We start from the raw sequence: 13821 nt of genomic DNA on the forward strand, positions 1-13821 counted from the left end.
GCCGGGGCCGGGCCGGCCGGCGGGCAGCGTGTCGTGCACCTGGTGGCGTGCCACCAGCACCAGGAAACGGTCGCGCTGCGCGTCGGAGCCGTCGTGCAGCGGGTGCTCGCCGAGCGTGAAGATCGTGCCGGCCGCCGCGTTGCGCCACGGGCCGCGAGCCCGGCCGCGTGCCGCCGCGGCCGTCAGCGCCTGCAGCCGGCGGTTCGCCAGTTGCTGCCCGTGTTCACGCGTCGGGTAGGCGTAGCCCTCGAACACCTCGACCTGTTCCAGCCGGAGCGGGGCGTCGAGGCCGGCGCCGACCGGGCGCAGCGAGCAGCTGCGGTCGTCGCGGCTGGCCCAGCGCAGCGTGTTGGCGTGCAGCCGGCGGCCGGCCGACCAGCGTACCAGCCCGTCGCGCGGCACGGCGGCGCTGCTCTGGGCATAGGGCACGAGCGGCTGGGGGGCGACGGCGAAGGCGTGCTCGTGGTCGGCGATGACGAGCCGGTGCCGGCCCAGGGCCGGTGACCCGGGCTCGGCTTCGTGTTCGAACCAGTGGAACAGGCCTTCTTCCAGCAGCAGCCGCTCGACGAAGTCCTGGTCCGACTCGTGTGCCTGCACGCAGACGCCGCGGCGCGGATAGGCGGCGCGCTCGGCCAGGTCCCAGCGCCAGGCCGGCGGCGGCGACAGGCCGGGCACGCTGCGCCCCAACACCTGGTCGACGATGTCGGGCACGCTCGCGTCGTGGAAGACCCAGGCCTGCTGACGCAGGCCGAGCAAGGCGAACCAGGGCTCAAGCAGCAGCCGCAGCCGTGCCAGCCCGCCGTCGCTGCCCAGCCAGCCGGCTTCGCTGATCTGGCCGTGGTACGGGCGGCGCGCGTGTTCGCCCTCGGGCGTCAGCAGACCCAGCAGCGCCGGGTTGCCGACCAGCGCGTCCAGGTCCAGCCCCATGTCGTCGGCCAGCGCGACCAGCTCGATGCGAAAGCCGGTCGCATGGTCCGGCGGCTGGGGCGCCAGCGGGCGCCGCAGGCGGGGCGGTGGCGCCAGACGGGGGTCAGGGCAGGGGCCGACGGCTTCCCAGATCGTGGCGCTTTCGACCCGCAGCGCTGCGCTCTGGATCACGGTCTGCAGCGTCAGCAGGCGGCCGTGATCGAACAGGCCGTCGGCCGCCGTGCCGGCACCACCCGCCGGCGCGCTGGCCGCCGTCATCGCCGGCGCCCCCGGCCGCATGCGGCCGGGGGCCACTGGTGCCGGTGTGCCTGCCGTGCCCGGCGCGCAGCGGCGGCACGACGGGCCGGCAATAGGGCGCGGGCGTGGTCGATGGGGGGCACGGGTGAAGTCTCGGAGTCCGATCCCGATCCCGACCCTGACCCCGCCCCCGACCCAGAAGCCGAAGCCGAAGCCGAAGCCGAAGCCGAAGCTGGAGCTGGAGCTGGAGCTGGAGCTGGAGCTGGAGCTGGAGCTGGAGCCGGACCCGGACCCGGACCCGGACCCGAGCATGTGCCCGCTCCCGCTCCCGCTCCCGCTCCCGTGGTCGTGGTCGTGGTCGTGCCTGCGCCTGCGCCGGTGCTGTTGCTGTTGCTGTTGCTGGTTCCGTTGCCGGTGCTACTGCCTTTGCCCACGCTCATTCCCGTGCCGGTGATCGTGTCCAGCGGCGAGGTCGGTCCGACTGCCGACTGCAGCCGGGCCAGCGCGAACAGCCCGTCGTGCAGGCGGCTGCGCACGTGTTCGGGCGCCGTGTCCGGCGAGCCCGGCCGGTCCGGCTGGGGCGGTGCCAGCATGCCGTTGCGGTCGCTGCCGCTGCTGGCGGATGCGGCCAGCCGTTCGCACAGCGCCAGCAAGCGCCTGACCGTTTCCGCCGGGGCCGTCGTCCGGTCGTCTTCCGCTTCCGTGGTTTGCACGGGCTTACCGCCGTGGGTGGCCTTCTGCTGCTTGGCCGGCGGGCCGTCTGCCGGCACCGGGTGCGGCGTCGTGCACGGCTCCAGGCGACGGTCTTCGTCGACGGGGCTTCCGGGCGGCTGGCGTCGGCGGCGCTGCGCACCCGCGCCAGCAGCTGCGCGCCGGCGCCGAGGCCTTGTCCCGGGTGGGCGTGTCATCGCTACGCCTCGCCCGGGGTCGGGAACAGCAGGTAGCCGGCATCGTCGCGGTCGCAGGCGGCGGGGCGCGACAGCAGATAGCCGTCCAGACCCAGCCGCGACGGCGCCTGGTGCCGCAGGCCGGCGGCGGGAACATCGCAAGCCCGCAACACCAGCCGCAGCTCGACCTCGATCGTGCGGCCCAGCAGCAAGGCCAGCCAGTTGCCAAGCGCTGCGGCGCCTGCGCTGCCCGGCAGCAGGCTCTCGAAGCCCGCGCGTGGCAACGGGCCGATGTCGATCCGGACCCGCAGGTCGTGCTGCCAGGCCCTGCCGCCGGCGATGGCGTCGCGGCCGAGCGCCACCGCGCGCAGTCCCAGCCGGCCCTGGGCGGCGGGCGGCAGGCTGTACCAGTGGCCGATCCATTGCCGCACCCGCACCGGGGCGGCCAGGAAGTGGCCGAGCACGCGCTCGACGGCCTCGGCGCTGGCCCGCGGTGTCTGCAGCGCCGCACTGTGGAAAGCCAGACAGGCCGGTGGGATGACGCCCGTGCCGGCTCGGCTGGCCGCGCCGGGGGCGCCGTCGACGCCGGCGAGCGCCAGCAACATGCGCTGCAGCGCGTCGCGCCGCGGCGTCTCGACCCGTAGTGCCAGCCGGCTGTGGCGCCAGGCGCGATAACCGAGGGCTGCGAGCCGATGCACGAACAGGTCGAGAAAGGCGCCGGGCGCCGGGTCCTGGCGTTCGAGCAGCAGTTCGGTGTAGAGCGAGGGCAGCGTGCCGTGCACGCCGAGCAGGGAACCGAATGCCGGCACCAGTTCGACGCAGGGCCCCGTTTCGCTGTCGTTGCCGTGGCGTTCCAGCGCCTCGATCTCGCCAGTCGGCGGCGACAACGACAGCGAGTTGCGACAGTGCAGCCGCGGCGACAGTTCGTCGCCGTGTTCGCCCAGCCAGCGCTGCAGCAGGCGCAAGGCCGGATACAGGCCATGGCTGCCGGGAGCCGCAAACAGCCGCTCGATCGGCGCGGAGCCGGTGCAGGAGCCGATGCAGGAGCCGATGCAGGAGGCGGGCGCGGCTGTGTGCATGGTGAAAGGCTGGTCCCGTTCAGGCCTGCACTTCGCGCCCGGTGCGGCATCCACCGTCGAACAAGGTTCTGCCGTCGGCGACCGTCAGCAGCAGGCGGGTGAAGGTGTTGACCGGCGTGCGCCGCGCGAAACACTCCGACAGCAGGCGGCCGAACAGCCCGACGCCGGTGCCGACGAAAGCGGCTTCGGCCACCGTGATCCGGATGTCGGTGCCGTGCACGAGACTGGGCGTCGGCGGCCCCGGCAGCCAGCTGCTGGCGGGCCGCTGGTCCATCGCCAGCAGGCCGTCGACGATGCGCTGCACCGAAGCGTCGGCGCCGCGGGCGTGCAGCGCCAGCAGTTCCTTGACGCCGTCCAGGCTGGCGGCCCCCGACGTTTGCCGCGCCAGCGCCAGGTGCGAGACCAGCCGCCACAGGCTGTCGGTGCCACGCTGCAGGCGCCGGCTGGCCGAGGGCCGGCGCAGCAGCACGATCTCGTCGGCGAGCGTGCCGCCGTCGGCGTGCAGGTCACCACCGGGCTGGCCGATCGACAGCAGTTCGGGCAGGTCGCGGTTGCTGGCGCAGACGTCGATCGACAAGGTCTCGCTCGCGGCCAGCGACGGGTCCAGGCCCTGGTCGACGAGCACCAGTTCCAGCTCGTGGCCGGGGTCGAGTTCGGCGCGCTGCGGGTCGCGCCGAACGCTCCAGCAGGCGCTGGCTTGCGGCCCCGTCAACGAGGCATGGCGCAGCGAATACAGCGGCGGCAGTTCCGCCGCCTGCTCGCCGTCGTCGCACAGCCGGCGGCGGCGCACGCGTTCGACCGCGAGTACTTCGTAGGCCGCGGGCCGGCGGGCGTCGACGACGACGGCATAGGCCTCCGATGCCTGCGTGACGCGAATCGGCTCGGCGCGCTGGCGAAACAGGTTGACCACCGGTGTGCAGCCCAGCACCAGCTGCCGTTCGTTCAGGCCCTCGAGCGCGGCCCAGGGCGCGGCCTCTCCGGGACGTGGCGCACGCAGCGCGTACAGCAGCGTCACCCGGCGTTGTGCACCGCCCGGCGCCCGCGGCAGCGGCAGGTCGACGAAGTCGAACTTCTCCGGGAAGGCAAAGTACTCGGTCAACAGCCGGTCGGCGGCCCCGCTTCGGTCGTCGCCGTCGACGAGTGCGTGTTCGGCACCCAGCCCGACCGGGCGCGGCCGGTGCGTGTCGGACAGCGCGAGCGGCTGGCCGCTGCCGGTGTCGAGCAGCATGCCGGCCGTGTGGTCCAGCCAGGCCGAACGCAACGCCGCCGCCTGCGAAGGCTGGGCGTCGATGAAGACACGCAGCGCCGGCAGCCCCAGCGTGTCCCAGCGCGCCGCTGCCGAAACGAGTTCGAGTTCGACCCTGAACCAGGCCGCGGTGCCGGCCGGCGCGGCCCCCGGCAGCGAGGCCTCGCCGGGCCGGTGCAGCCCGGCGTGCACGATGCGCAGCGGTGCCAGCGCCAGGTCGTAGCCGGTCGTGAAGCGGCACGGCACGCCGCGCACCGGCGCGCTGTGCAGCAGGGTGCCGCGCGGGATGCGGCGCGCGCTGCTGATCTGGCTGAGGCCGCGGTCGGCGACGAAACGCGCGATGCTGCACGACGGGAAGGGCTGCAGCACCAGCGGGTTCAGCAGTTCGAGCAGCGCTTCGCTGACCAGCGGGAACTCATCGTCCAGACGCTGATGCAGGCGCGCCGCGAGCAGTGCGAACGACTGGATCAGGCGTTCGACGTGCGGGTCTTCGAGCAGGTCGCCGCTGGTCGACAGGCGCCCGGCGATGCGCGGGTAGCGGCGCGCGAAGGTCTGCGCCGCCTCCTCGAACCAGGCGAGTTCACGCTCGTAGTGCGGCAGCAGCGTCTGCATCGTCGCCCCGGCTGCGTCAGCACCCAAACCTGCCGCCGGCCGCCGGCACGACCGCGTAGCGCTGCGTGCCGGCCAGCAGTTCGGCGTCGAAGCGCACCGGCTCGACCGCAGCCTGCAGCCGCAGCCGGGCCTCGATCGTGAACACCAGCCGCCGGTCGGCACCGCGGCGCACGCCGACCACGACCTCGGCCAGCCGGCGCTCGTGCGCGACCAGCGTCTGGCGTATGCGTTCGGCGATGCGGCGCCGGGAGTGGTCGCTGTCGGCGCATTCGGTGCCGACGTCTGCCATGCCCAGCGCCAGCACCGACCGGGCGACACGAGGGCGGCCCTGCAGGCGCTCGGCCGTCCAGGCGCTGCGTGTGTTCAGCAGGCCCTCCAGGTCGCGCGCCAGGGCCTGTTTGATGCGCTCCAGCGGCCAGCGCGGCAGCGTGCCGGCGGCCGCGCCCCCGTCGCCCGCGTGGCCCAGCAGCTTGTCGAGCAGCGACGGAGCGTGCACCACGGCCTCAGACGGCGATGTTGCGGCGCAGGTCCCAGCCGGCGACGCCGGTGCTCGTCGCCGAGCCGTCGAGCTTGTGCTGCTTGTACTCCCAGGTCACCTTGCCGTACTTCAGGCCGAAGGTCTCGGCCGGGAGTTCGTCCTCGTCGACGACGGTCTCGACCGAGGACACGACGACGTCCTCGAGCACGATGCGGTAGTAGTCGATGCGCGACTGCGAGGTGGCGGTCGCGCTCTTGCCGCCATAGGCGCGGTAGAAGGTCACCAGCACCTTGGGATAGAGCGTGCCGGCCGAGGCCGCACGCAGCAGCTTGGGCGTGGAGCGGTCGATCAGCTTGGTGAACAGCATCTCGGCGTGTTCGGTGCGTTCGGCGGTGTGGCCGCCGGCCGACGAGGCCGTCGAGGACTTGGGCTGGAAGACGCGGTGGCGGAACGACGAGACTTCGATCTCGTTGCTGTGCGTGCTGTCGCTGCTGTCGCCTTGCAGCTCGCTGGCGCCGTCGAACTTCACGTAGATGTCTTTCATGCGGGGCTCCGTGCAAAAAAGGGTGGGGGACGGGCCCGGTGCGGCCGGGCCGGGACCTGAGGGTCAGCGGCTGCCGGCGGGCGTCAGTTCGGCGACCAGGCGCAGCGAGACCGAGAGTTCGTCGAGCTGGAAGTGCGGCCTGACGAAGGCCACCGCGCGATAGGCGCCGGCGCGGCCCGGGATCTCCGAGACCTGGACCGCGGCTTCGCGCAACGGGTAGGCGGCCTTGGTCTCCTGGGTCGCGTTGTCGTCCTCGACGACGTACTGGCGGATCCAGCGGTTCAGGAACTCCTCGACGTTGGCCGCCGAGGCGAAGCTGCCGACCTTGTCGCGCATCATCGCCTTCAGGTAGTGGGCGATGCGGCAGACGCTGAAGACGTACTGCAGCTGCGCCGCCAGCGCGGCGTTGGCGTTGGCCGCCTCGCTGTCGTAGCGCCGCGGCTTGTGCACCGACTGCACCGCGAAGAAGGCGGCGTAGTCGGTGTTCTTGCAGTGCACCAGCGGCACGAAGCCGAGGTCGGAGAGCTCTTTCTCGCGCCGGTCGGTGATCGCGATCTCGGTCGGGCACTTCAGTGCGTGTTCGCCGTCGTCGGTCTTGAAGCCGTGCGTCGGCAGGTCCTCGACCAAGCCGCCGCCTTCGACGCCGCGGATCGCCGCGCACCAGCCGTAGGACTCGAACGCGGCGCTCAGCCGCGCAGCCAGCGCGTAGGCGGCGTTGACCCAGAGGTAGCGCGAGTGGTCGCTGCCGTCGACACGCTCGACGAAGTTGAAACCCTCGACCGTCGTGCCGTGGCGCGCATCGAAGGGCAGGCGGCCGAGGAAACGCGGCAGCACCAGGCCGACGTAGCGTGCGTCCTCGCTCTCGCGCAGGCTCTTCCACTTGGCGTACTCGACGGTGTCGAACACCTTGGCCAGGTCGCGCGGGCGCGACATCGAGGTGAAGTCGTCGAGGCCGAAGAGTTCGGCCGAGGCCGCGGCGATGAAGGGCGCGTGCGCCGCCGCCGCCACGTGCGAGAGCTGTTCGACCAGGTACAGGTCTTCGGCGCCGCGGCCGATTTCGTAGTCGCCGATCAGCGTGCCGAAAGGTGCGCCGCCGAAGCTGCCGAACTCTTCCTCGTAGACCTTCTTGAACAGCGCCGACTGGTCGAAGTCGATCGCGGTGGAGAAGTCGCGCACCAGTTCCTGCCGGGTCGCGTCCAGCATCTTGATCTTCAGCGTCGCACCGGTCGAACTGTGGTGGCAGAGGTAGTGCAGGCCGGTCCAGCTGGCTTCCAGGCGCTGGAAACGCGGGTGGTGCATCACCTCGCTGAGCTGGGCCGAGATCAGCTCGTCGATCTCGGCGATGCGGGCGTCGAGCGCCACGCTCAGGTTGTCGGAGACGACGACGGTGCCGGCCATGACCTCGTGCACCAGCTCGGAGATCAGGTCGCAGGCGCGCCGGTGTTCGGCATCCGTTCGGGCGACGCGGCTGTCGCGCACGATGTGGTCGAGCAGCCCGCTGCCCAGCGTCGCGGCTTCGGGCAGGGCGAGGGCGGCGGTGTTCATCGGCTCGCTCCGTCGGGGGTGGTGTCGGGGCCCGTGTCGGGGCCGGCGTCGTGGCTGAGCGCGGCCAGCGCGCTGCGGTCGCGCAGCAGCTCGGCCAGCAGGTCCTCGAGGCGGTCGTTGCCGGCCATCTTGTTGCGCAGGTCCGAGAGCCGGGTGCGTGCCGCCAGCAGCTGCCGCAGCGGCTCGACCTGCTGAACGACGGCCTCGGGGCGGAAGTCCTCCAGCCGCTGGAAGCCGAGTTCGACGGCGAACTCGCCGCCGCCCGGCGCGAGCCGGTTGGGCACCCGAAAGCGGGCCGTCGGTGCCATGCCCTGCAGCACGTCGTCGAAGTTGTCGAGGTCGACCTGGACGAACTTGCGCTCCTTCAGGCGGCTGCGGGCCGCGTCGCCGCCGCCGCTGCCGGTACCACTGAAGTCGCCGATGACGCCGACGACGAAGGGCAGCTCCTTGCGTTCGATCGCGTCACCGACCTGGACGTCGTAACTGAGGCGCACGCGCGGTGGGCGCACCTTCTCCAGCCGTGCCTGGACGCTCGGGTGTCTGCTCATCTCGGTCCTTCCGGTTGGGGCGCTGTCAGCGCAGGCGGTCGAAGGGGTTGGGCGCGGGCAGGGCGGCGGGCACCGGCGGGCGCAAGGTCGCCGCGGCTTTGTCGCTGTTGCGTGCGGCGCCGGTCGCAGCCGTCGCGGCCGTGGCGGCCGCGGAGGCAGCCACCGCGGTTGCTGGCGCTGTGGTGGTCGCCGGGGCGACCTTGGTGGCCGTGGCGCGCGCCGGGCGTGGCCGGTTGCGGGCCGGCGCCGTGGCCACGGGCTCGGGCGGCGGCACCAGCACCGGCTCGCCCAGCGTGTCGCGCAGCAATCGCGTCAGCGTCGCGGCCTCGCTGCGGGTGTCGCCCGGCAGGCCTTCGGCGTGTTCGCGCAGCCTCACCAGGGCCACGGTGGACACCCGCAGCCCGCTGACGGCCAGGATGCCCTGGGCGACGCGGTCCTGTGGGTCGCGCTGCATGGCTTCCTGGGCGGCGACGATGGCGTTGCCGTGTTCGCCGCTGCGGAAGTAGTCCTCGGCCAGGTGCAGCCAGGGCTGCTTGTCGGCCGGGTAGGCGCGGCTGGCCTGCTGCCATTGCAGCCGCGCCCGTTCGGGCTCGCCCTGGGCCCGTGCCTGTTCGGCCTGTTTCAGCAGTTCGTCCAGGGGGCGCGTGGCGGTGGCCTCGCGGCTGCCGGACGCACAGGCGGCCAGCAGGCTGGCGCCGAGCAGCGTGGCCGCGCTCAGCGCCACGGCCGTTCGGCTGCGGTGGCGCGGCGGGGGCGGCAGGGCAACGGATTTCATGCGGGGTCCTCCTGCGGCAAAAAGGGGCGGGCTGGCGCTCGTGATGAACGTCATCCCGCTTCCGGTGCGACGAACTCTAGGTTCTGGCCTGCGCCGGCGATTCCCCCTCTGGGGCCGCTCTCCCGGGGGGCCCGCGGCCGGGCGGAAAACGGATGCAATGGCAGCCGTGGAGGGACCCGATGCCGATCGCTCATCGTTTGTGCAGCGTGCTGATGTCGTACACGCCATTCATGCCCTTGGCGCTGCTCGCCGGCTGTGCCGCCGCGGGCGAGGCCGCGCCCTCGGCCTTCACGCGGGCACTGGCAGCGGTCGGTCTGATGCAGCCGCCGGCACCGGCACCGGCGCCCGAGGCCGTGGTCGAGCTGCACGCCAGCGCCGCGCTCAACGCGGCGCCCGACGGCGTCGCGGTGCCCACCGTCGTGCAGCTGCGCTGGCTCGATGACCCGGCGGCCTTCCGGCGCGCGGGCTACGAGCAGCTGGCCGCTTCGCACGGCGCACACGAACTGATCCTCGTGCCGGGGCGCACGCTGTCCTGGCGCGAAGCGGTGCCGCCCGGCGCGCGTGCGCTCGGTGTCGTCGCGTTCTTTCGCGCCCCGGCGGCCGGGCGCTGGAAGCTCGCTTTCGGCCTGCCGGCGAGCCGGCCGATCCGGCTGTCGCTGCACCAGTGCGCGATCGCGGTGGTGTCCGGCACCGCGATCGAAACCCCGGACGCCGAACGAACCGGAGACCTGCGATGCATGACAGCGGACTGATCATCGATGCGCCGATGGCGCGCCGCACCGAGGCCTGGGCCTTGCCCGCGTCGCCCGGCGGCCCCCGCCTCGGCCCGACCTGGGCACGCGGCACCGCGCGCACCGCGCCCGGCCCTGGCGAGCCGGCCCTGCCATGAGCGCCGCGGCCAAGATCCTCTGGGGCGAGGGCCTGTTCCTGCGGCCCCAGCACTTCCAGCGCCAGGACGCCTACCACGAGGCCCGGCTGGTGCAGGCGATGCGCCTGCTGCAGCCGCATGCCTGGGGCCTGGCCCGGCTGGAGGTCGACGAAGACGGCCTGGCGGCGGGCGTGCTGCGTGTGCTCGAGCTGCAGGCGGTGCTGCCCGACGGCGAACTGGTCAACGCGCCGCGCGAGGACGAACTGCCCGAGCCGGTGGCACTGGACGCGCAGGGCGGCGTCAGCTTCGTCTTCTGCGTCGCGCTGGCACCGCTGCGGCCCGACGCCAGCAACTACGACAGCGGCGACGAGCGCCGTCCGGCGGCACGTTACGCCTCGCACGCGCTGGCGGCGGCCGACTGGTTCACCGGCGCGCCCGAGGCCGAGCTCGTCGTGCTGCGCCGCCGGCCGGTGCTGCAGCCGGCGGCCGACACCGGCTGTACCTTGCCGCTGCTGCGGCTGCGCCGCCGGGCGGCGGGTGGTTTCGAAGTCGACCGCAGTTTCATCGCGCCGGCGCTGCAGATCGCGGCGGTGCCGGCCCTGCTGGCGCTGCGCCGCCATGCGCTCGACCTGCTGCAGGCCAAGGTGGCGGCGCTGCAAGGCCTGCAGCGCGAGCCGGCGCAGCACGTGATCGAGTTCCGCTCCGGCGACGTCGCTTCGTTCTGGCTGCTGCAGACGGCGTGTGCCGCCTACGCGCGCCTGTCGCAGCTGGCGCCGGGCGCGCACCCGGCGCAGCTTTTCGCCTGCCTGGTCGAGCTGACAGGTGCGCTGCTCAGCTTCTCCCACCGGCGCACGCTCGCCGATCTGCCGGCGTACACGCACGAGCGGCCGGAGCCGGCGTTCGCCGCGCTCGACACCCTGCTGCGCGACCTGCTCGAGACGGTGGTCTCGACACGCTGCGTCAGCGTGCTGTTCGAGGCGCCGCGGCCGTCGTGGTTCGTCGCCCGCCTGAGCCCGGACCGGCTCGGCCCCGGCACCGCCTTCTACCTCGGCGTGCAGGCCGACCTGCCGGCGGCGGCGCTGGTCGAAGCGGTGCCGGCCCGGCTCAAGATCGGCGCGCCGGACGACGTCGAGCGCCTGGTGCACTCGGCGGTGTCGGGCGTGCGCCTGACGCCGGCGGCGCAGCTACCGGCGGCGATGCCGCTGCGCCCTGGCGCCAGCTACTTCGTGCTCGAGCCGCACGGCGCGCTGTACGAACGCATGCTGCAGGCGCAGACCATGGCGGTCTACGCCCCAGCCGGGCTGGCGCAGCTGCGCCTGGAACTCCATGCCGTCGAGCGCTGAACGGCCAGCGGCGCCGGCCTCGCCGCTGGCGCCACCGCATCCGGACGCCGGCGCCTCCGGCGACGACCTGCTCGCGTTGTTGCACGAAGGTTTCGTCGCTGTGCAGTTGCTGCGCCGCGGCGGCGTGGCGGGTGACGGCGCCGCGTTCCGCCAGGCCGTGCTCGACTGGCTGGCCGGCGTCGAACGCGCGGCGCGCGCCCAGGACCGGCCGGCCGAGGACGTGCAGCTGGCGTGTTTTGCCTTCGTCGCGCTGGTCGACGAAGCGGTGCTCGGGTCCGCGCTGCCCTGGCGCGAGCACTGGCAGACGCGGCCGCTGCAGTTCGAGCTCTTCGGCGAACAGCTTGCCGGCGAGCGTTTTTTCGAACACCTGGAGCGCCTGCGCCAGCAGGGCCGGCGCCGGCTGGCGGTGCTGGAGGTCTTCCACCTCTGCCTGCTGCTCGGTTTCCAGGGGCGTTATGCCTTCGAGCAGCACGAGGCCCTGGGCTGGCTGACGCTGCGCCTGGGCGACGAGATCTCGCAGTGGCGCGGCGGCCGGCCGGGTTTTGCGCCGCGCTGGCAGGCGCCGGACCACGTGGTGCACCGCCTGCGCCGGCGCGTGCCGCCGTGGGTGGCGGCGCTGGCCGTCGCCAGTGTCGCGCTGCTGGCCTACGGCGCCTTGCACTGGCAGCTGACGCGCTGGACCGAGCGCGAGCTGGCGGCACGCAGCGAGGTGCTGCGCCCGCTGCCCGAGCCGCCGCACGTGACGATCACGCTGCCATGAGCGCCAGGCCGAGAAATCCGGCAAGCGCAGCCGCCTGCGCGGCCAGGCCGGGGTTCGGCCGCGGCCGGCAGCTGCTGCGGCCAGACTGCTGGGAGCCGCGTTGAGTTGGCACGACAGCGCCGTGCGCGCTGCGGCTGCAAGCTCGGCTGCGGCCGCCGCGGACCTGCTGGCCGCCGCGCTGGGTTGGTCGGGGCACGACCGGCTGCTGCACCTGGAAACCGCGCCCGGCCAGCCGGCGCTGCTGGCGGAACGCATGGCGCTGGTCGAGGCCGTCTGCGAAGGTTTCGAGCTGCGCCTGGACGCTTTGGCGGCGCCCGACGCCGACGTCACCCACCTGCTCGGCACGCCGGCCACGCTGCGCCTGCTGCAGGCCGATGGTCTCGCCCGCGGCTGGCAGGGCTGGGTCGTCGAGACGACGCGGCTGGGCCCGGTGGCCGGGTTGCTGCGCTGGCAGCTGCTGCTGCGGCCCTGGACGGCGCTGCTGCAGCGGCGCTGGAACTGCGTGCTGCACGAAGACGCCAGCGTGCGCAACATCCTCGAGCGTTTGTTCGCCACCCTGCCGCAGGCGAACTGGCGTTTCGACCTCGCCCACGAACTGCCGCGGCGCACGCTGTGCACTCAGTACGCCGAGAGCGACTGGGACTTCTGCACCCGGCTGATGGCCGAAGAAGGCCTTGCCTGGCACATCGAGCAGCTAGACGCCGCCGATGCCGACGCGGCCCAGGCCCAGGGCCTGGCCAGCCACCGGCTGGTGATCGCCGACGAACACGCCGCGCGCCGTGACCTGGGCGCCGTGCGCTTCGCTGCCGAACACCCGAGCGCATTGCAGCCCGGCCAGCGCGACGCCGTCAGCGCCTTTGCCGAACACCGGGTGCTGCAGCCCGGCGCGGTGACGGTCGGGGCCTGGTCGCCGTGCCGGGTTGCCGGCGTCGGTGCGGCGCGTGGCGGCACCGGCAGCGGCCCGCGGCTGGAGCATTACGACGGCCGCGGCCCCGAACGCGAGGCCGACCCCGCCACCGCGGCAGCGGTGGCCGAACGCCGGCTGCGCGCCTTCGAACTCGGGCGCCAGGTCTGCGCAGGCGCGGGCAGCGCGCGCCACCTCGCCGCCGGCGCGGTATTCGAACTGCACGAAGCCCCGGGCGGCGACGGCGGGCCGCGGCGCCTGCTGTTGCTGCGCGTCGAACACGAAGCCGCGAACAACCTGGGTCCGGTGGTGGCACACCGGCTGGCTGCGTCCGGCGTCGAAGCCGGGCGTTACCGCAACCGTTTCGACGCCGTGCCGGCTGCCGCGCCGCTGGTGCCGCCGCTGCGGCCGCGGCCGGCTGCGCCGGGGCTGCAGACCGCCACCGTCGTCGGTTTCGAACACGGCCTGCCCGCGGCCGACGGCGATCTGCGCGTCAAAGTGCGTTACGCCTGGCAGGACACGGCCGACCCGGGCGAGGACGGCTTCGCCGAGACGCCCTGGCCGCTGCCCGCAGCCGGTGCCGGCCGCGGCGGGGCCTGGTTGCGGGTCGCGCAGGCGGCGGCTGGCGCGGGCTGGGGCGCGGTCTTCGTGCCCCGGGTCGGCAGCGAGGTGCTGGTCGGCTACCTCGACGGCGACATCGATCGCCCGGTGGTCGTCGGTGCACTCTTCACCGGCCGCGACCCGCCACCGTACGCGGCCGGCCCCGGCTCGGCGGCCAACCATGCCGGCGTGCTGGGCGGCATCGTCAGCACCAGCGCCGTGCCTGGCGGTGCGATCTCGGGCGAATGGGTGTTCGACGACTCGACCGGCGCGCTGCGCACCCGCTTGTGCTGCCTGCCGACGCCGGCCGAACTGAGCCTGGGGCAACTGGTCACGCAGCGCAGCGGCGACAGCCGGCGCGGCGCTGCGCGCGGTTGCGGCTTCGAAGCGGCGACCGCCGGCTGGGCCAGCCTGCGCGCCGGCCGCGGCCTGTTGCTGACGACGCACCGCCGCGCGGCCCGCTACGGT

At 73.6% G+C, this 13821-nt stretch carries 13 protein-coding genes; 5 read left to right on the forward strand and 8 right to left on the reverse strand.

Annotated features, from left to right (window positions below):
* The 8 genes from CKO43_RS22155 to CKO43_RS22190 all read right to left on the reverse strand — a co-directional run.
* Nucleotides 1-1185, reverse strand: a 1185-nt coding sequence (locus tag CKO43_RS22155; protein WP_200379995.1) for a type VI secretion system Vgr family protein, incomplete at its 3' end; no start/stop codon positions are given.
* A gap of 889 nt (nucleotides 1186-2074) precedes the next feature.
* Complete coding sequence (gene tssG / locus CKO43_RS22160; protein ID WP_200379996.1) at nucleotides 2075-3130, reverse strand: type VI secretion system baseplate subunit TssG; 1056 nt, start codon at nucleotides 3128-3130, stop codon at nucleotides 2075-2077.
* 19 nt (nucleotides 3131-3149) lie between these two features.
* Nucleotides 3150-4988: a type VI secretion system baseplate subunit TssF gene (gene tssF / locus CKO43_RS22165; RefSeq protein WP_200379997.1), complete on the reverse strand. Its 1839-nt coding sequence runs from the start codon at nucleotides 4986-4988 to the stop codon at nucleotides 3150-3152.
* 16 nt (nucleotides 4989-5004) lie between these two features.
* Nucleotides 5005-5484 (reverse strand): type VI secretion system baseplate subunit TssE, encoded by a 480-nt coding sequence (gene tssE / locus CKO43_RS22170; protein WP_200231419.1) that lies wholly within the window; start codon nucleotides 5482-5484, stop codon nucleotides 5005-5007.
* A 7-nt stretch (nucleotides 5485-5491) separates the two neighbouring features.
* Nucleotides 5492-6010, reverse strand: coding sequence for an Hcp family type VI secretion system effector (locus CKO43_RS22175; RefSeq protein ID WP_200231418.1), 519 nt, complete (start codon nucleotides 6008-6010; stop codon nucleotides 5492-5494).
* 63 nt (nucleotides 6011-6073) lie between these two features.
* The gene (gene tssC / locus CKO43_RS22180; protein WP_200379998.1) at nucleotides 6074-7555 is read right to left on the reverse strand and encodes a type VI secretion system contractile sheath large subunit; all 1482 of its coding nucleotides are present in this window, start codon (nucleotides 7553-7555) and stop codon (nucleotides 6074-6076) included.
* Nucleotides 7552-8103, reverse strand: a complete 552-nt coding sequence (gene tssB / locus CKO43_RS22185; RefSeq protein WP_200379999.1) for a type VI secretion system contractile sheath small subunit — start codon at nucleotides 8101-8103, stop codon at nucleotides 7552-7554. The genes tssC and tssB overlap by 4 nt, the downstream gene beginning before the upstream one ends.
* A 25-nt stretch (nucleotides 8104-8128) precedes the next feature.
* Nucleotides 8129-8878 (reverse strand): outer membrane protein assembly factor BamD, encoded by a 750-nt coding sequence (locus CKO43_RS22190; RefSeq protein ID WP_200380000.1) that lies wholly within the window; start codon nucleotides 8876-8878, stop codon nucleotides 8129-8131.
* A 179-nt stretch (nucleotides 8879-9057) separates the two neighbouring features.
* Here CKO43_RS22190 and tssJ point away from each other — a divergent pair, with 179 nt between their 5' ends.
* The 5 genes from tssJ to CKO43_RS22215 form a co-directional block, all read left to right on the forward strand.
* Complete coding sequence (tssJ, locus tag CKO43_RS22195; RefSeq protein ID WP_200380001.1) at nucleotides 9058-9630, forward strand: type VI secretion system lipoprotein TssJ; 573 nt, start codon at nucleotides 9058-9060, stop codon at nucleotides 9628-9630.
* A complete protein-coding gene (locus tag CKO43_RS22200; RefSeq protein ID WP_200380002.1) occupies nucleotides 9612-9767 on the forward strand; it encodes a hypothetical protein in 156 nt (51 codons plus the stop codon). Before tssJ ends, CKO43_RS22200 begins: the two co-directional genes overlap by 19 nt.
* Nucleotides 9764-11089 carry a type VI secretion system baseplate subunit TssK gene (gene tssK, locus CKO43_RS22205; protein ID WP_200380003.1) on the forward strand — a complete coding sequence of 442 codons (1326 nt, stop codon included), beginning with the start codon at nucleotides 9764-9766 and terminating at the stop codon, nucleotides 11087-11089. Before CKO43_RS22200 ends, tssK begins: the two co-directional genes overlap by 4 nt.
* Nucleotides 11073-11849, forward strand: coding sequence for a DotU family type IV/VI secretion system protein (locus CKO43_RS22210; RefSeq protein ID WP_200380004.1), 777 nt, complete (start codon nucleotides 11073-11075; stop codon nucleotides 11847-11849). Before tssK ends, CKO43_RS22210 begins: the two co-directional genes overlap by 17 nt.
* Nucleotides 11850-11949: 100 nt before the next feature.
* The coding region (locus CKO43_RS22215; protein ID WP_200380005.1) for a type VI secretion system Vgr family protein at nucleotides 11950-13821 on the forward strand (1872 nt) is incomplete at its 3' end.

It is taken from the genome of Rubrivivax gelatinosus, assembly GCF_016583785.1.
Taxonomy (GTDB): domain Bacteria; phylum Pseudomonadota; class Gammaproteobacteria; order Burkholderiales; family Burkholderiaceae_C; genus Rubrivivax; species Rubrivivax gelatinosus_B.